This is a genomic window from Algibacter sp. Ld11, from assembly GCF_045066735.1.
Taxonomy (GTDB): Bacteria; Bacteroidota; Bacteroidia; order Flavobacteriales; family Flavobacteriaceae; genus Algibacter.
Map to the genome: position 1 here is coordinate 529,425 of NZ_JBISHH010000025.1, position 18,251 is coordinate 547,675.

Below are 18,251 nucleotides of genomic sequence, written 5' to 3' on the forward strand. Positions count from 1 at the left end.
GGGAGAATAAAAAGATTATCATGAAATATTCAAGATTAACAAAAGAACAATTCGAAGAGTTACACCAAGAATTTATTAATTTTTTGGCAACCCAATCTATAACTGCCGACGAGTGGACAAATTTAAAAACCAATAAGCCCGATTTAGCAGAAATGGAACTGGATGTTTTTAGCGATTTAATTTGGGAAGGTGCCTTAAATAAAGCCGAATATCTTGAGCATTTTGCACCACAACATATGTATTTGTTTAATTTAAAAGAAGACCAAATGCATGCTATTGTAGTAAACTTGAAAAATGATGTTGATATAACCACACAAGAAGGTTATGATTGGCTTCGTGCAAATTTAATGGACGAAAATGTTGAGTTTTTACAAGCAGATAAAGCATACAGCGAAGATAAAAACTTAGATAAATTTAAAATGATTGAACAAGGTGCCTCAATTACTAAAGGAGAACTGTATCAGTATTTTTATAAGCTGATTAATTAAGCCTTCGCTCACGCGGAAACAAAACAATATTAATAAAAAGAAATTCTACCAAAGTAGAACGTTTAAATATGGCTCAGAAACCAAGCATACCAAAAGGAACAAGAGATTTTAATCCAGAACAAGTTGCCAAACGAAACTATATTTTTAATAGTATTCGAGGTGCTTTTGAAACTTTTGGATTTCAACCTATAGAAACTCCAAGTTTTGAAAACAGCGATACCTTAATGGGGAAATATGGAGAAGAAGGTGATCGTTTGATTTTTAAAATCTTGAATTCTGGTGATTATTTGAATAAAGCTAATGAGCAAGCTTACACTGAAAAAGATTCAACTAAATTAACGTCTAGTATATCAGAAAAAGCATTACGTTACGATTTAACCGTACCATTTGCACGTTATGTAGTACAACACCAAAACGAAATAGAATTCCCTTTTAAGCGTTACCAAATACAGCCTGTTTGGCGCGCCGATAGACCACAAAAAGGTCGTTTTAGAGAGTTTTTTCAATGTGATGCCGATGTTGTGGGGTCTAAATCACTTTGGCAAGAAGTGGAGTTTATTCAGCTTTATGATACGGTATTTTCAGCTTTAAAGTTAGAAGGTGTTACTATTAAAATTAATAACCGAAAAATACTTTCTGGTATTGCTGAAGTTATTGGAGCCTCAGATAAATTAATCGATTTTACAGTCGCTTTAGATAAGCTGGATAAAATAGGCGAAGAGAAGGTAAAAGAAGAAATGCGTTCTAAAGGTATTTTAGAAGAAGGTATTACAAAACTTCAACCGTTATTTACACTTTCAGGCGATTTTGAATCTCAAATTGAAAGTCTCAAATCTATTTTAGATTCATCTGAAGAAGGTAAAAAAGGAATTGAAGAATTAGCTTTTATCAACGAAGCTATTTCAGAATTAGGGTTAAAAACCGCGGCCTTACAGTTAGATGTTACATTGGCTAGGGGTTTAAATTATTATACAGGCGCTATTTTTGAAGTTGCTGCACCAAAAACAGTGAGTATGGGCTCTATTGGTGGTGGTGGTCGTTACGATGATTTAACGGGTATTTTCGGAATGAAAGATGTTAGTGGTGTTGGTATTAGTTTTGGTTTAGATCGTATTTATTTAGTATTAGAAGAACTTGGTTTATTCCCGGAAACGGTATCAAAAAATATAGAGGTTTTATTTATCAATTTTGGAGATAAAGAGGCGTTGTTTAGTTTAAAAGCTATTAAAACCTTAAGAGCAGAAGGTGTTAATGCAGAGCTTTACCCTGATGCTGCCAAAATGAAAAAGCAAATGAATCACGCTAATAAGCGCGCTATACCCTTTGTAGTATTAGTTGGTGATCAGGAAATGGAATCGAATACGTATACCTTAAAAAATATGATTTCTGGAGAACAAGACAAAGTAACTTTGGAAACTTTAATTTCTAAAATTAAATAGTTTCAAAAGCCACTTTGATTTAATTTTTGTGTAAAAAAAACAATGGTGTTAATAAGGTAATCTTATTGCACCATTATTTTTTTAGAAATTGCTCCAAATTCGGTATTTACTGTAAAAATGTAAATTCCCGTTTTTAATTGCTCTATTTTATGTACTAAACGCTTATTTGTATTTTCTGTTTTTATTTCAACTATATTTTGTCCTATAATATTATATAGTTCTATAGTTTTTATGCGAGCAGAATTTGGGTTTGTAACTATTATTTTATTCTCCGCATTGGTATAGGTGATTGCAATGTTCTCATGTTTTAAATCAGTTGTAGCTAAAGTAACTTGCTCGAAGAATGTAATTTCAAATCGGTTTAAATGTGAACCTGCCGCTAAAGAAATAGTATAATCGCTTTCTTTTAGGTTATGACTAATATTTAATAATTTATCAAAAAGATAAACGTTTAAGGCTTCAGGGAAATTTTCCAGTTTATCTAAGCTAATTGTGTTTGTACCGTTGGTTTTAGTATGGATACCTAAAGGAATTTTTGTTGTTTCATCCATGGTATCGATACCTTGTATACTAAATTTTTCATTATTAATTAACCAGTACATATCATCCGATAGTTGATCGATGTCTTGAGCATCAAATCCTTCATCATAATCTGAAGTAGCATGCTCATCTGCCGTTACTAAAAGTTGTCTATGAATTTGGTTTACCGAATTAAAACCAATTCGAAGTTTTGGTCTAGTATCACTTTCTGCTGCTATTTTACTATGTCCAGATTTGGCTGATAAAGTATTGTCGACATGAAATGCACGTTGACCGTTATTAAAGTTAATATTACCAGGGGTTTTTGCCATAACAAAAAAGGCTTGCCCAATTGGTATGTATTGCCTTTCTGAGTCTATGTTTAAATCGTCTGTTGTTGTTAGAGGAGGTGTTAAACCTTGCCATACGGCAGGAACACCACCAGCAAGCGAGTAGGTTGCATAGCCACCTTGAAAATCGCTTTGGCTATGTGTACCACCACTATAATGCTCTTTGTAATAAATAATACCCGTTGTAACTCCAGATTGTTTTTCGCTATTATCTAAAATAAATTGTTGAGCATCAATAGGAGAAGGGTAAGGGTTGCCAACTAAATATTCGTTACCTGCGTAAACTGGTATATTGATATCGCCATTATTTGGCTTTCCTTCAAAGGCATAGGTTTGTTTAAGCTTTTCACTACCAATTCCTGTACCTTTCATGGTAAAGCCTTCTCCTGAGTTTATAGTTCCTGTGCTTCTTATTTGCTGCCAAATAGGAATGTCTTGGTTCATTAAATTGCAATATTTCCAAATCCAATAGTCTGCAATTGCTGTTTCTGTGCCGTTATAACCGGATTTTAAAAAGCTTATGTTTTTAAATATATCGGTTACTTTGTAATTATTATTGTTTGATACATTATTAGTTTGTCCCACAGGAGACGACCAATAATTGTATGTATAAATATCACCTTCAAGTTCTTTATTTTGCTGTATTTTACCTCGGCTAGTTGTAGCTAATGTACTCTCTAAGCCTTGTATTAGTTGAGATTTCCCTCTTAAATCAATAGTGCCATTTAAGTTTAAATACCAGCTTATATTTAATTCGGAATCGTTTCTTACCACATAGGTGATTGGGTTTAAATGAGAATCTGTATCGTCGATAATTAATCCTAAATGCTTTTGAGAATTAGAATAAAAAACATCATTATGTTTAATATGAACAATAGACCAATCTAAGTTTATAGCATCTGCTCCATAAACACCTGTTTCGGCATTATTTATGGCTACTTCTAGAGAACCAGATTGCGTAGTAACAAAAGGCAACGGCGTCGATTGTTGGTTTACTGTTTCTATATTATGAATTTGGGCATGTATGTTATTGTCGCTTATAGCCGCGGCAGAATCGTGAAGTATATTTTCCTCTATGATATCCATACGGTAATACCTTTTTAAGTTTTCCCATGGTAACGGTGTTGATGTATTCAGTTCTGCATTAAAATCTGTTATATTTTTAGATAAAACACTTCCTTTTACGATACCATTATTGTCTTCAATTTCTTGATATATTATTTTACGAAGTTCGTTGCTAGAAAGCGCTTTGTTGAACAACCTAAACTCATCTATAGAACCATTAAAATAATTACTACTATTGCTTGGATATTTACCAATTGTGAAGTTTGATGTATCGTGATTTATATTTCCAGAAGCTGTTGATCTCGATGCTTCTTCAACACCATTAATGTATAGGTTAAAATTGTTTGGTTTATGTGTTACTGTAACATGATACCATTGATTTGTATTTAAGAGTGTTTTACTTGTAAGCGTTTTTGAGTTAGCAAAAGCACTAATACTTTTATTAGGATTAAGTTGAAGATAAAATGAGCGTTGACCCGCAATAATTTGAACATTTTGGGATAAACTGTCAAGTTTTACCCATGTCATGATCGTTACTTCTTCCCAAGAATCTATAACGTATGGCTCTTCAGCATAATCGTCTAAACCATCGAAATAAAGTTCATATTTTCCATTTACATTTATGGATGATTCTACTACAGCAAGATTAGTTTCACATAAAGCTATTTTGTTATGGTTAGAAACGGTTGTAGCGAGGTTGTATGCACTTAGGTTTAGAGGTATCGAAAAGCTATACATTATTAATGTAAGTGTGCAATTTTTTAACCAGCGAAATTTGCATATCGTATTCATAAGTAGGTAAGGTTTTAGTTAACGCTAAAAATTCTTAGGGAGAATTTTAAAGAAGTTTAGGGGAAACTCCTTATAGGTTATTACTATTTTATTCTTTTACTATTTGTGATTTGGTACTCAATTGTATTTAGAATATGCATTTTTGTTTGTTTTTGGGTTATGTTTTAATTTTCTTACCACAAACATATGAAACATTATAATATTAACGTTGAAATACATTAATTAATCGTTGAAATACATTTACATGTTTTTAAATATTCGATTAAAGGTCGTTTTTTAGTGATTTCAGGGTAATAAAGTTTAAAATTCAAATTTTAGTTTTTTTTAATAGAAGTACTATTTATTTATAAAATGCGTTTGCAAATATTGATGGGCTATTTAAATATGAATGCAAAAAAAGTTAGTTTAATTTGAATAAAAATTTATTAGATTTTAAAAGTAAAGCACAAAAAAAAGCCTTTACAATTTTCATGTAAAGGCTTTTTTTATTTTTTAAATAGTTTAGAGTAAATCACGTAGCATTTTTACTGCGCTCTCCGCTGTAATATCACGTTGTGGTGAACCAAACATTTCGTAACCAACCATAAATTTTTTAACCGTTGCACTACGCAATAATGGAGGATAGAAACTCATGTGCCAATGCCAGTGATTGTTAGCGTCTCCGTTTGTAGGAGATTGATGGATACCACTTGAGTAAGGAAATGAGGTATTAAATAATTTATCGTAGGCTTTGGTTATTACCGAAATAGCTTCTGCATAAAGTAAAGTTTCATTTCCAGATAATTCAGAAATATTTCTTTGTTGTTTTTTTGGAGCAATCATAGCTTCAAATGGCCAAACAGCCCAAAACGGGATAAGTACTACGAAGGCATCATTTTCAAAAATAATACGTTCTTGTTTTTCCAATTCTTGAACTAAATAATCACCTAAAAGACTACTGTTATTTTTATTATAATAATTTAATTGTTGTGTATTTTTCTTATCGACTTCGTTCGGTAACGTAGTTTGGCTCCATATCTGACCATGTGGATGTGGGTTGCTACAGCCCATTACGGCACCTTTGTTTTCGAAAATTTGAACATAATTTATTAAGTCGTTCTTAGCGAGTTCATTGTATTCACGTTGCCAAGCAAATACAACTTTTTCAATTTCGCTAGGGTCCATATCTGCTAAACTTTTTGAATGGTCTGGGCTAAAACAGATTACTTTACAAATACCTTGTTCGCTTTGTGCTTTTAATAAACCATCGTTAACTTTAAAAACCTTAGAGTCGGTTTGTAATGCTCCAAAATCGTTAGTAAAAACGAAAACATCGTCGTATTTCGGGTTTACTTCTCCGTTTATTCTTGTGTTTCCTGCACATAGGTAGCAGCTTTCATCATAAGTTGGGCGAACTTCGTTATTTACGGCTTCATTTTGTCCTTGCCATGGACGTTTAGCACGGTGAGGAGAAACTAAAACCCATTCTCCAGTTAAAATATTATAGCGTTTATGCGAAAAATCTTGTAAGTCGGTAGTCATTATAATGTCTTTTAAATTTTGAATTATTTTATAAGGTGTGTGCCATCTGAAAGTTCTACGGTATAAATAGAGCAATCTTTATTGAATTCTTTTTTATAAGCTTGTGCTACCGATGCTTTAAAATCTTCCACTGCATTTTTAGCAATTAGGTTTATAGTACAGCCTCCAAAGCCGCCACCCATCATACGTGCCCCTAGAATAAGTTTGTTTTCTTTAGCTTTTTCAACTAAAAAATCCAATTCAATACAGCTTACTTTATATTGGTTCTGTAAACCATTATGAGATCCGTAAATTAATTTACCTAATGTCTCTAGGTCGCCACTTTGCATCGCTTTAGAAGCTTTTTCTGCACGTTCATTTTCTTGTATTACAAATAGTGCTTTCTGGTAATCTTCGTCTGTAACTTTATCTTTTACCTTCTGTAAATCGGTTTCGGTTGCATCTCTTAAAGCTTTTATATTAAGCATTTTTGAAATACTCTCACATACAGAACGGCGATCATTATAGGCGCTATCAGATAAGCTGTGTTTTACATTCGTATTGATAAGCATAAGCTCGTAATTTTCGAAGTTAATTTCAAAAGGTTTAGCTTCAATCGAACGGCAATCTAATAATAATGCGTGATTTTTAATACCAAACATGCTGGCGTATTGATCCATAATACCACAATTTACGCCTACGTAGTTGTGTTCTGCTTTTTGCGAAATAAATATCATTTCGGTTTTGCTTAAACCTAGATTAAACAATATATTTAAACCAAAAACAACACTATTCTCTAAGGCAGCAGAAGACGACATTCCTGAACCAGATGGAATATCTCCACCAAACACCATATTGAAATTCTCGATAGTTTTACCTAGCTTTTGAATTTCTGCAATCACACCTAAAACATAATTACCCCAACTCTCCTTAGCCATAGGTTTAATAGAATCTATAGAAAATTCAATAGTGTCGTTAAAATCGGCTGCTGATACAGATGATGTTTTGCCAGTGGCTTTATTGATAGCCGCTATAATACCTTTGTTTACTGCGGCAGGAAATACAAACCCATCATTATAATCGGTGTGCTCACCAATGATATTAATTCTCCCGGGAGAGAATACCATTAAAGGTTCATGATTGAATTTATTTAGAAATTCTTGTTTAATATGCTTTATTAAATTCGTATTCATAATTTCTTGGTGTTATATTAGTTCAGTTTTAGGTTCCAGTTTAATGTATATCTATCACCAGGGTTTAAAGTTTTTAGACCAATTTTATTATTAAAACTATCGGAAACACCTGTTGTTGGCTCTATGGCAATAACGTTGGTTAGTGGAGGAGTATAGGCTTGCAGAAAGCAATCTTCTTCTGAGGAATTGATGCTTAAATTGTAATTAGGTGTTGCGAATTCAACGTTGGTATTATCCAATGCCCAACAATCATCGAGCTGTTTGTTTTTTAATAAAATTTCAGAAGAATCTGGATTATTAATCGTTTCGGTGGTTATCATGCGATCACTAAAGGCCATTTTTTTTGAACTATTAAAAGATAGTAAACTTTCAGATAAATTGCTACTTAAAAAGTAGGGATGCCAACCTAAGGTAAACGGGAATACTTCTGTATCAGTATTCATTACTTCAACATTTAAATCCAATGTTGTTTCTGTTATTCTATATTCTAGTTGAATTGAAAAAGTAAAGGGAAAGCCTTCAGATTTTTGAGTTTCCTTATATAGCAGTTTTACAGATGCGCTATTTTTTGTGCTTACTTCGTCTATAACATTGAAAGTCTTGTTAAACACCAAGCCATGCAAGGCGTTGTTGTTTGCAACTTCGTTAATAGGGAATTTATAGGTTTCTCCATTATATTGATAAGTACCATCTTTAATTCTATTTGCAAATGGAAATAAAACGGAGGATGCATAAGTGTTTTTATAATCTAAAGGGCTTAAATCTTTTATTAGAGTTGTTCCAAAGAGTTTTAATTCTTGAAGACTGGCTCCATCGTTTAAACAGATTTTTGCAAATACTGTTTGGCTCGAATTTTCTATCTCAAGAGCTGAGTTGCTGTGTTTAATAGTGTACAAAATTGTTTAGTATTAAATAATTGGTTTTACAAATATAGCATTTAGACGTCTAAATACAAGGGAATCGCTTAAAATAAACGTATTTTTTACAGTTAAAAAGCGATTTATCTCCTTATTTTAGATATATTTGAATTTTGAATTAAATTAAACTAACTAAACCACAAAAAGTATGATGCAAATTATATCATTTTTAGGATTTACAGTATTAGTAGCTGTTGTATCCTATTTAGCAACTCGAAAAACAAATGAGGATTCTTCCGATGGTTATTTTCTAGGAGGAAGGAGTTTAACAGGGGTTGTAATTGCCGGGTCTTTATTATTAACCAATTTATCTACAGAGCAAATAGTTGGGTTAAATGGTTCGGCTTTTAAGGAAGGTATTTTAGTTATGGCCTGGGAAACACTGGCAGCTATCGCCATGGTTATAACTGCTGTATTTTTATTACCAAGATATTTAAAAGGAGGTATAACTACGGTCCCTCAGTTTTTAGAAAAACGTTATGATAAAATGACGAAAACCATAACTTCTGGCTTATTTTTAAGTGGGTATGTTGTGGTGTTATTACCAATAGTACTTTATTCAGGTGCTTTGGCTATCAACTCAATGTTTAACGTGCCCGAGATGCTAGATGTTTCTAAAACTACAGCGCTCTGGATTACGGTTTGGGGAATTGGTATTATTGGATCTATTTACGCTATTTTTGGAGGTTTAAAAGCTGTTGCTGTTTCTGATACGATAAATGCGGTTGGCCTATTGGTAGGAGGGCTTTTAATACCGTTTTTTGGATTATTAGCTATTGGAGATGGTAGTATTGGTGACGGTATATCTACTTTAATGACTACAAATCCTGATAAATTTAAAGCGCTAGGAGGCCCTGATTCTGCTATTCCATTCGGAACAATTTTTACAGGAATGATGTTAGTGCAGTTGTTTTATTGGGGAACTAATCAGGCTATTATACAACGTGCTTTAGGAGCGAAAAACTTAAAAGAAGGTCAAAAAGGATTATTGTTAGCTTCGGGTGTCAAAATTCTTGGACCACTAATTGTTGTTCTACCTGGTATTATAGCTTTTCATATGTTTGGAAATACTTTAGAGAACCCGGATGAAGCTTACCCGAGATTAGTAACCGAAGTGTTACCCGCAGGATTGGTAGGTTTCTTTGCAGCAGTTTTGTTTGGAGCTATTTTAAGTTCTTTCAATTCTGCATTAAATAGTTCGGTAACTTTATTCGGTATCGATATATATAAATCTCATATTAATAAAGAAGCTACTGAGCATCAAACGGTATTTGCAGGAAAATCTTTTGGAATGATTTTAGCTATTTTATCTATGTGTATAGCGCCTTTAATAGCTAATGCTCCCGATGGATTGTTTGGTTATTTACAAGAAGTGAACGGTTGCTATAGTATTCCTATTCTAACCATTGTTGTAGTTGGGTATTTAACTAAATACGTACCAGCAGTTGCTGCTAAGGTGGCCATTATTTCGGGAGTGATATTATATAGTTTGAGCCAGTTTGTTATTAAGCCATTTGTTGTAGGTGCCGATAATTACCCACATTTCTTACACGTTTTGGCTATTTTATTTGTGCTTAATGTTGTTATTATGCTTATTATTGGTAAACTATATCCTCGTAAAGAACCATTTATACTAGAGTTTACAAAGCAAGTAGATATTACGCCATGGAAACATTTAAAAATCGTGGGGATTGCTATATGCGCAATAGTGATTGGTATTTACGTGTATTTTTCATAAAATAAATATTAAAACAAAAAAAAGCGTTCATTTTAATGAACGCTTTTTTTTGTTTTATATAATATTATCAGCTTAACCTTATTAGCTTTTCAATTATAGGTAGGCATTTTTCCTTCTCAAAATAGCTTTAAAAAACAAAAGCCATATCACTGCAGAACTTAATCTCCTTTGATATGGCTTTTTTGAAATAGTGTTTCTTGTTTTCTTGAATTTAGTAATGTTTTACTATTGAGATTTGAATTTTCATCAAAACCTATTCAATTCAAGTCTGCTATTTCAATTGGTACACTATTGTAATTTTCAAAATGTATTGACCTATTACATTAATATACCGTGGTAATTGTTTTTGTCGATGTTAAAAGGTCTTTATTCGCTTTCGCAATTATTTCTCTATTAACATAACTTCTAAAAGTTATTTAAACTTTCATTCATATATACTTTTAAAAGTAGTCCATCATTAAACATTATCACCTTTCGGTATTTAGTGTTTTATAATGTCCTTTTGTTTTTGCTACCCACGCATACACCTGAAGTAACAAAATCTTAAAAAAACAATAATTTGTAAGAACGTTATCTTATTTAGAATGTTATGTAAATTCAGTGTTGAAGTGAAACCAACTATCGTTGTCATTATCCTTACTGCTAAGATACAACCACAATACAAAATCTAAAAGTTTTTAAGGGTCTAGTTATCAACAATTTATAAACTAATGTTATTAACATTTGTTAATAAAAAAAGCCTTAAGATAAATCTTAAGGCTTTTAACTTACTGTAAAACAGTATTTTGTGATTAACGTCTACGCTCGGTGATTCTAGCTTTTTTACCAGTTAAACCTCTGAAGTAGTAGATTCTAGCTCTACGTACTTTACCACGTTTGTTAACTTCTATCTTTTGTAATGCAGGTAAATTAACAGGGAAAATACGTTCTACCCCAATAGTACCAGACATTTTTCTAATTGTAAAAGTTTCAGAAGAACCTGATCCTCTTCTTTGGATTACTACACCTCTAAAAAACTGAGTACGTGTTTTAGTACCCTCTTTAATTTCGTAGTAAACAGTAATTGTGTCTCCAGCTCCAAACTCTGGAAAATCTTTTTTTGTTACAAACTCGTCTTGAACAAATTTTACTAAAGATTCCATATCTTTATATTTATTTAATTATTAATTCAGAACAACATTCACGATTCTCGCCAGAGGTTAACCCGAAATTGGGTGCAAAGATACTTATTATTTTAAAACACACAATTAAAAAAATAGATTTAAAGTAATTATTAGAGTTTCATCTTAGCTTGAAGAGTCGTTTTTATTAATTCCATATGTGACCATAGGAGTCTTTAAATGTAAAGTATACTAGTTCTATTCATTAGATAACAAGTTCAATATATCAACTTATTAATATTTCTAATTCGGTTAAATATGTTTTGGTGTATTTTTCTCCAAAATTATCAATAGTAATCGCAAAGGCGAGATGTATAATTAGTGCTGTGAATATTCCGAACAATATAGAATCTGTACTTAAGAAGGACATGCTCAAAATAAGAAGAACAATTAGAAGGGCGTAGGCTAATTTTAAACGAAAGAAAGATTTTAATGCCTTTTTAGAGTTTTTAATTTCAGATTCTCTAAAGTCTGAAGCATTGTTTTCGTAAACGGAAATTTTATCGTCTGTTTTTTGATGATGTTTGAGATATGCTGGAAACATGGCAACTATTTCTAAAACACCTATAAAGATCATGGTAATAGCAAAACTTTTATGATTGGACCATATTAAAAAAAGTAAGCCTGCAATTACCGAAATAATTCCAATTATACCAGCGGCAAGGTATAACGTTTTTTCACTGTTTAAGAAATGAGATAATAGTTCCATAATAGATGTGTTGCTTTTCAGTAGACTTTGTTGTAAATATGCTTTAGTTTTTTCTTTTAATTCGGTGGTTTCATATTCCAAGCTATTAGTCCATTCTATTTTGGAGATAGCGAAACCATCAAAACACTCAATAGGTGTTAATTCGAATGCTTTTAGAGTTATTAAAAAACGCTCGATACCTCCAAAAGGATAGTTGGCGGTATAAAATTTAATAACAGCAAAATGTTCGCTGGTTTTTTCCAAGCTATCAAAATCAACTTCAAAGCCATATTCTAAATAATTAAATATTGAAATAACATTTTGTACACCAATTACTTTGAGCTTTTCGTTATCTGTATCTACATATTTTTGAAAATGTGTCTTAGCATAATCGGGTATTAGGGCTCTAAACCTAAGAACTTCTGGCTCCACATCCAGATAATCGTTAAGTTTTTTTACAGCTTCGTCTATTTCTTCTTGAGTATGCTTACTGTCCCAATCAATTTCTGGAGAATCGTCGGGAAATTTATAACCAGGTTGTCGCATATTAAGCATATGTTTATATAATTCTTGAAAGTCTTTGAACTTTAAAGCGTCTATTATATTGAAGGTTATGTATAGCATTAAAAAAAAATAAATTTAAAGTTTATTGTTGAAGTTTTAAACTATAGAAATATAAACTATGAAACGAAGTTATCAATTTTTTGATAAAATGATGACTAGTTAACCTGAAAAACAATGTTTTTAATTAATCAAATTATATATGATGGGGCAGAGCTTAATTAAACTATTTTTATACTTTTTCAGATGTAGTTTATGGAGATATTAAACAGATTTAGAAAGGCGGCTTATTGGACCCTAGATGCCATAAAAGGAGGAGCGGTAAAAAACGATTTTAAGGATATTGAAAGAATGTTCAGTTATACTTCTTTTAGTGCTTTAAAAGCATATCAAAAACCTACTTTAGATGCGTTGTTGGATACTGCAGTGAATAATTCCGCTTTTTATTCTAGTTATAAAAGCTACAAAAGTCTTGAAGATTTTCCTGTAGTTAATAAATCAATTATTAAAGAAAATTTTGATGCTATTACTTTTGATGATAAAAACAATAATTTTCTCCCTGTAAAAACTAGCGGGTCTACAGGTTCTCCCTTTTCGATTTTTCAAACTAAAAGGAAAAAAATTAGAAATACCGCAGATACATTATATTTTGCAAAATTAGCAGGCTATACACTTGGTGAAAAATTGTTATATCTAAGGTTGTGGGCGGCGTATTATAAGAAACCTAAAATTATCGCTTGGTTGCAAAATACTGAGCAATTGGATGTGAGTGATTTAACAGATAATTACATTAAAGAGTTGGTAACTAGGTTAGAAAAAAACAAGGCTCCTAAAGGTTGGATTGGTTATCCTTCTGGTTTCGAAACTATTTGTAAATCTTTAGATAGTATGAAGGCAAAACCTTTAAATTGTAATATAAAATCTATTATTGCCATTGCAGAAGGTTTGAGCCCTGAGGTAAAGTCAAAAATGCAATATTATTTTAAATCCCCAACTGTATCGCGATATTCTAATGTTGAAAATGGAATAATAGCGCAGCAAATGCCAAATGATGAAGGATTTAGAATAAATTGGGCCAGCTACATTGTAGAAATTTTAGATTTGGAAAGTGATATGCCTATAGAATATGGTGCCGTGGGACGTATTGTAATAACAGATCTGTATAACTTGGCAACCCCAATGATTCGTTATGATACCGGTGATATTGGTGCTTTTTTCAATGATACAAATAGTAATGATAATATCCCTAAACTAGAGAGTATTCAGGGTAGAAAAATGGATGTATTATACAAAACAAATGGAGAAATGTTAAATCCGTTTACAATGCACGCCTATGTTTATGATTTTCCGGAGATTAAGCAATTACAGTTTATACAGCACGAAGAAAAAAAATATGAAATAAAAGTGAATATAAATGTAATGTTTGAGCGAGAAAGCCTACTAATCGAAAAGTTTAAAAATGATATAGGTAAAGATGCTCTCATAGACATAGGATATGTGGATGTAATTCCTAGCTTAAAATCAGGAAAAAGAAAGATATCAGTTAATTTATACAAATAATAATAGATGCCCCAAACCAATATATTATTCACTTGTGCAGGTCGAAGAAATTATCTTATTAAATATTTTAAAGAGGCCTTACGAGGGCAAGGGTCTATTTTAGCTGTAGATATGGATGCTCACGCTTCTGCTTTAATCGATGCCGATATCTATTTAACTGTACCTAGTATTTTTTCAGATAACTACATCAAATCATTAAAAGATATTTGTATTTCACATAAAGTAGATGCTTTAATCTCTCTAAACGATTTAGAGTTGCCAATTTTATCAAAACATAAAGATGAGTTCGAGTCTATTGGCACTAAAGTTATTATATCTAATGAGTTTGTTATCGATACGGCTTTCGATAAATGGAAAACCTATCAGTTTTTAATTTCTAATAGTATATTAACACCACTTACATATTTAGACCTAAATGATGCTTTAATTGATTTAGATCACAATAAATTAAACTTTCCTTTAGTTTTAAAACCAAGATGGGGAAGTGCATCTATAGGTGTTGATATTGTTGAAAGCAAGGAGGAACTTATTCTTTCTTATCAATTATTAAAAATTAAACTTTCGAGAACGGTTACAATTATGGAGCGTTTGGTTGATCCTAACAGCACAATTTTAATTCAGGAAAAATTAAAAGGAAAGGAATTTGGTATCGATATTATTAATGATTTTGAAGGTAATTATTTTGGATCTTTTGCACGAGAAAAACTGTCTATGAGATGTGGTGAAACCGATAAAGCCAAATCTATAATAAACAGTGAAATTAGTAATACAGGCAAAGTGCTTTCTGAAAAATTACGTCATTTAGGTACTTTAGATTGCGATGTATTTGTAGATGAAAATAAAGTATATGTTTTAGAGTTAAACCCACGTTTTGGTGGTGGTTATCCTTTTTCTCATGAAGCAGGTATAAATACTGCAGCAATATATGTTGAGTGGATAACAGGCGGAAATGCAGTAGATGCATATAATAACTATAAAGAGTCTATGGTATTCGCAAAACATGAAAAGTTAATAAATGTTCCTGGTTTAGCCCCTGTATAATTATAAAATTAGAAACAGAAATAGTTGGTTATATTATTAACAACATTAAAAATAAAAAAAATCTTAGATAAATTAATTTACCTAAGATTTTTTGGTTTAGCACTAGAGTTAGTGGCAAGTTTTATTTATTCCTTTAAAAATTTTCTAGAACTCACATTATTAATTTTTAATAAATACATACCCTTTTTTAGATTTTCTATATTAATAGTTTCGTTGTTTGAAATAATACCTTTAGCTATTTGCTTACCCAAAATATTATAAATTTGGTACTGCTCGGTTTTTTGTAAACCTGAAATTTGAATAAAATGGCTCGAAGGGTTTGGAGATATGTTTATACCTGGTTTAACTGTGAGATTGGATTTGGTAGAAAGTTTCTCTTTATTTACTTCATAAGGTTTGGCGGTCGCGTAGCCTTCACTAACATCATCTTTATTTTCGAGTAAAGTGCTAGTTATATTCTCCGTTTCCTCCTCAGATGTTGCTATTTGCGCGTTTAAGTTGAGGACACCAAAGAATAAAATAAGAGTTATAGTGTAGATTTGCCTCATAAAAACTGTTTTGTAGTTTAATATACAACAAATTTATTCATTTTTTAGGAAAATTGCTTTTGGTTTAATAAAAATTAACACGATTATCGTTTAAAAATGTATTTAGTCTGTGTTTTGTTTTCTTAAAATGTTTGTTGTGTAAGAAATATAGGTTAATTATGAAATTAAGAAATAGCGAATATTACGAGTGTGTAGTTAGGTAAAATATCAACATAATGCGAAGCTGCTTACTCCAATTCGCTATTCCTTATAGTTGGTTTATTAACTTATTTTTTTAGTAAATTATTGATAATTTCATTCCATTTTTTTACGGACTGTAGCTCTTCTCCTAACTGATAGCTCACTTCTGCATTAAAAAATTCTAAAATTACATCTTCTTTTGTTTTATCGATTGGGCTAAGCTTTAGGTAAAGTTTATCTATGTGTTTAGCTTTTATTACATTAACAATCTCACAGTGTTTTATTTTAGAAAGGTCTACGAATAACTGAGATACTTCTGTTTCTCCTTTAAAAATAAACGAAACAGATTTTTTAGTGTCATCTATACCGATGGCATAGAAGCTGTTTATTTCGTTTTGCGTAATGGTGTTGTTATGTTGGGTTGCTAAATCTTTTAGCACGATTAATTGATGTTTAACAATCGCTTTTTTGCTTCTGTTAGTTAATACAAATGGCATTGCACAAATTGCAACGCATATAATTCCGATAAGGGTTGTTCCTAATTCCATTTTGATAATATTTTAAATTTTGATAATATAATTTCTGTATGAAGCGGTACTTCGCAACATATTAATACTTTAATTTCAATCATCTAAGCGATGCATTTGATTAAAGTGTACTACCAAAAATTGTGGAAAGGAAAAATAAGATCAGACTTTCTTTGCCTAATCAGAATATTTTTTAAATAATTTTGATACTGTTTAAACTTAGCATTAAACAATATATGGTTCGAGAAAATAACAGCATAAAAACTATTGTAAGATAGTTGTAACTCTGGAAAAGAAACCTCGGCTAAATCCGAAACTAAGTTTTCGAATTGCTGCGTATGTGGTTGCAATAACTTAGAGTTGGCTTCTAAGTTTTCTTTATGCGTGCTACTGTTACTTTGCTCTAAGTTATGTAAACTAGAGTAAGGTAACGTTTGTGATGGAGTATATACACCGAAACAGTATACTGAAACCAGCAGAAAAACGCCTAATATGCTATTCCAATTTTTCATTTAAGTAATTGGAGTTTGATTTAGAATGGTATTTACTTCTTTTAAACTCTCCTCATTATCTAATAAAAGGACTAGAGTATCATTAGCCTCAATAACTGTTGAGCCTCCAGGACGTACAAATTTTTTGTTTCGCTTAATCATGACTATAAAAGCAGATCTCGGAAAATGCAAGTCTATAATTCGTTTTTCTACAGCAAAACTTCCGGGGTTTATGCTTACTTCTTCCATTTCCGATTTTGGTAAATTCAAAATATACCTGTCATTTTCGGCAATAGGTTTAACTTCTTCGGGCAATGCTACATTTAGCCATTTCGCAATAATAGAAAGAGTAGTGCCTTGAATTAAAATAGATGTTACCGATATAAAGAATACAATATTAAAAATCATATTGGCCTTATCGATTCCCGCTAAAAGCGGATAAGTGGCAAACACAATAGGAACAGCACCTCGTAAACCAACCCATGAAATGTAAAAACGTCTTCTAAGTTTCATTTTAAAAAACATTAAGCTTAGAAACACACTAATTGGTCTTGCAACAAGAATCAAGAATACTGAAATTAGTAAACCAATGCCCATATATGGGATGATTTGCGAAGGAAAAACAAGCAAACCTAAGGTAAGGAATAGTACAATTTGCATAAGCCATGCAATACCATCGAACATTTTTAAAATAGTCGATTTATGTATTAAATCTTGATTACCTAAATAAACAGAACATATATAAATAGCAAGAAATCCGTTACCACCAAAAAGATCGGTTGCCGAAAATGTAATAAACATTAAAGCGATAACCAAAACAGGGTAAAGCCCCTCGAACCCCAATTTGATTTTGTTGATGATTATTTTGCTCAATTTCCCAAAAGCAAAACCAGCCACACCACCAAAAATCATTTGCTGAAAAAACATTAAAATTATTTTCCAAAGACTTTCATCTTGACTTGTAACTAACGTTAAAAAAGTTAGAGTAAGTACATAAGCCATGGGGTCGTTACTTCCGCTTTCTAGTTCTAAAGTTGGACGTAAATTGTTTTTTAAAGCTAAGTTTTTTGAACGTAAAATTGAAAAAACTGCTGCCGCATCTGTAGATGAAACAATAGAACCTAGTAGCATACTTTCAAAAATGGTAAAATCTGTTACAAACCAAACAAATGTACCTAACGAAACTGCTGTGAGTAAAACACCGAGCGTAGATAAAACGAGGCCTTCTTTTAAAATAGGTTTTACAGCTTTCCAGTTGGTGTCTAGTCCACCAGAAAATAAAATGAAGTTAAGCGAAACAATACCAATAAACTGAGCCATTTTAGAATCACTAAAACGGATGCCTCCAATACCATCGGAGCCTGCTAACATCCCGATAGTTAAAAAGAGAATTAATGTAGGAACTCCAAATTTGTATGAGGTTTTACCAACTACAATACTTATAAAAAGTAATAGAGAGCCAACTAATAATATGTTTTCTATGGTTAAATTCAT

General features: G+C 31.7%; 15 protein-coding genes. 5 read left to right on the top strand and 10 right to left on the bottom strand.

All coding sequences use genetic code 11. The annotated features are described in order from the left end of the window. Positions 1–20 precede the first annotated feature (20 nt). Both ACJJV4_RS15925 and hisS read left to right on the top strand, forming a co-directional pair. Positions 21–488, top strand: a complete 468-nt coding sequence (locus tag ACJJV4_RS15925) for a DUF6495 family protein (protein ID WP_405296230.1) — start codon at positions 21–23, stop codon at positions 486–488. Between the two features lie 68 nt (positions 489–556). Beyond that, positions 557–1,927: a histidine--tRNA ligase gene (hisS, locus tag ACJJV4_RS15930; protein WP_405296232.1), complete on the top strand. Its 1,371-nt coding sequence runs from the start codon at positions 557–559 to the stop codon at positions 1,925–1,927. A gap of 62 nt (positions 1,928–1,989) precedes the next feature. Here hisS and ACJJV4_RS15935 read toward each other — a convergent pair whose 3' ends face one another. The 4 genes from ACJJV4_RS15935 to ACJJV4_RS15950 form a co-directional block, all read right to left on the bottom strand. Next, complete coding sequence (locus tag ACJJV4_RS15935; protein WP_405296234.1) at positions 1,990–4,653, bottom strand: LamG-like jellyroll fold domain-containing protein; 2,664 nt, start codon at positions 4,651–4,653, stop codon at positions 1,990–1,992. A 501-nt stretch (positions 4,654–5,154) separates the two neighbouring features. After that, positions 5,155–6,174, bottom strand: coding sequence for a UDP-glucose--hexose-1-phosphate uridylyltransferase (locus ACJJV4_RS15940; protein ID WP_405296236.1), 1,020 nt, complete (start codon positions 6,172–6,174; stop codon positions 5,155–5,157). 23 nt (positions 6,175–6,197) lie between these two features. Further along, the gene (galK, locus tag ACJJV4_RS15945; RefSeq protein WP_405296238.1) at positions 6,198–7,346 is read right to left on the bottom strand and encodes a galactokinase; all 1,149 of its coding nucleotides are present in this window, start codon (positions 7,344–7,346) and stop codon (positions 6,198–6,200) included. Between the two features lie 17 nt (positions 7,347–7,363). After that, complete coding sequence (locus tag ACJJV4_RS15950) at positions 7,364–8,242, bottom strand: aldose 1-epimerase (protein WP_405296240.1); 879 nt, start codon at positions 8,240–8,242, stop codon at positions 7,364–7,366. A gap of 169 nt (positions 8,243–8,411) precedes the next feature. On the opposite strand from ACJJV4_RS15950, the gene ACJJV4_RS15955 reads away from it, so the two are divergent. Next, complete coding sequence (locus tag ACJJV4_RS15955; protein WP_405296242.1) at positions 8,412–10,001, top strand: solute:sodium symporter family transporter; 1,590 nt, start codon at positions 8,412–8,414, stop codon at positions 9,999–10,001. Between the two features lie 791 nt (positions 10,002–10,792). On the opposite strand, the gene rplS is transcribed toward ACJJV4_RS15955, so the two are convergent. Continuing rightward, complete coding sequence (gene rplS / locus ACJJV4_RS15960; RefSeq protein WP_042502860.1) at positions 10,793–11,143, bottom strand: 50S ribosomal protein L19; 351 nt, start codon at positions 11,141–11,143, stop codon at positions 10,793–10,795. Between the two features lie 244 nt (positions 11,144–11,387). Then, on the bottom strand, positions 11,388–12,473 hold the full coding sequence (locus ACJJV4_RS15965; protein ID WP_405296244.1) for a hypothetical protein: 1,086 nt from the start codon (positions 12,471–12,473) through the stop codon (positions 11,388–11,390). 192 nt (positions 12,474–12,665) lie between these two features. On the opposite strand from ACJJV4_RS15965, the gene ACJJV4_RS15970 reads away from it, so the two are divergent. Together ACJJV4_RS15970 and ACJJV4_RS15975 are read left to right on the top strand one after the other, a co-directional pair. Further along, positions 12,666–13,970, top strand: coding sequence for a CoF synthetase (locus ACJJV4_RS15970; RefSeq protein ID WP_405296246.1), 1,305 nt, complete (start codon positions 12,666–12,668; stop codon positions 13,968–13,970). Positions 13,971–13,976: 6 nt separating this feature from the next. Further along, a complete protein-coding gene (locus tag ACJJV4_RS15975) occupies positions 13,977–15,011 on the top strand; it encodes an ATP-grasp domain-containing protein (protein ID WP_405296248.1) in 1,035 nt (344 codons plus the stop codon). A gap of 125 nt (positions 15,012–15,136) precedes the next feature. Here ACJJV4_RS15975 and ACJJV4_RS15980 read toward each other — a convergent pair whose 3' ends face one another. The 4 genes from ACJJV4_RS15980 to ACJJV4_RS15995 form a co-directional block, all read right to left on the bottom strand. Further along, the gene (locus ACJJV4_RS15980; RefSeq protein WP_405296250.1) at positions 15,137–15,559 is read right to left on the bottom strand and encodes a T9SS type A sorting domain-containing protein; all 423 of its coding nucleotides are present in this window, start codon (positions 15,557–15,559) and stop codon (positions 15,137–15,139) included. 266 nt (positions 15,560–15,825) lie between these two features. Further along, a complete protein-coding gene (locus tag ACJJV4_RS15985) occupies positions 15,826–16,287 on the bottom strand; it encodes a hypothetical protein (RefSeq protein WP_405296252.1) in 462 nt (153 codons plus the stop codon). A 110-nt stretch (positions 16,288–16,397) separates the two neighbouring features. Then, complete coding sequence (locus tag ACJJV4_RS15990; RefSeq protein WP_405296254.1) at positions 16,398–16,778, bottom strand: hypothetical protein; 381 nt, start codon at positions 16,776–16,778, stop codon at positions 16,398–16,400. Next, entirely contained in the window at positions 16,779–18,251 is a 1,473-nt protein-coding gene (locus tag ACJJV4_RS15995) for a potassium/proton antiporter (RefSeq protein WP_405296256.1), read from the bottom strand.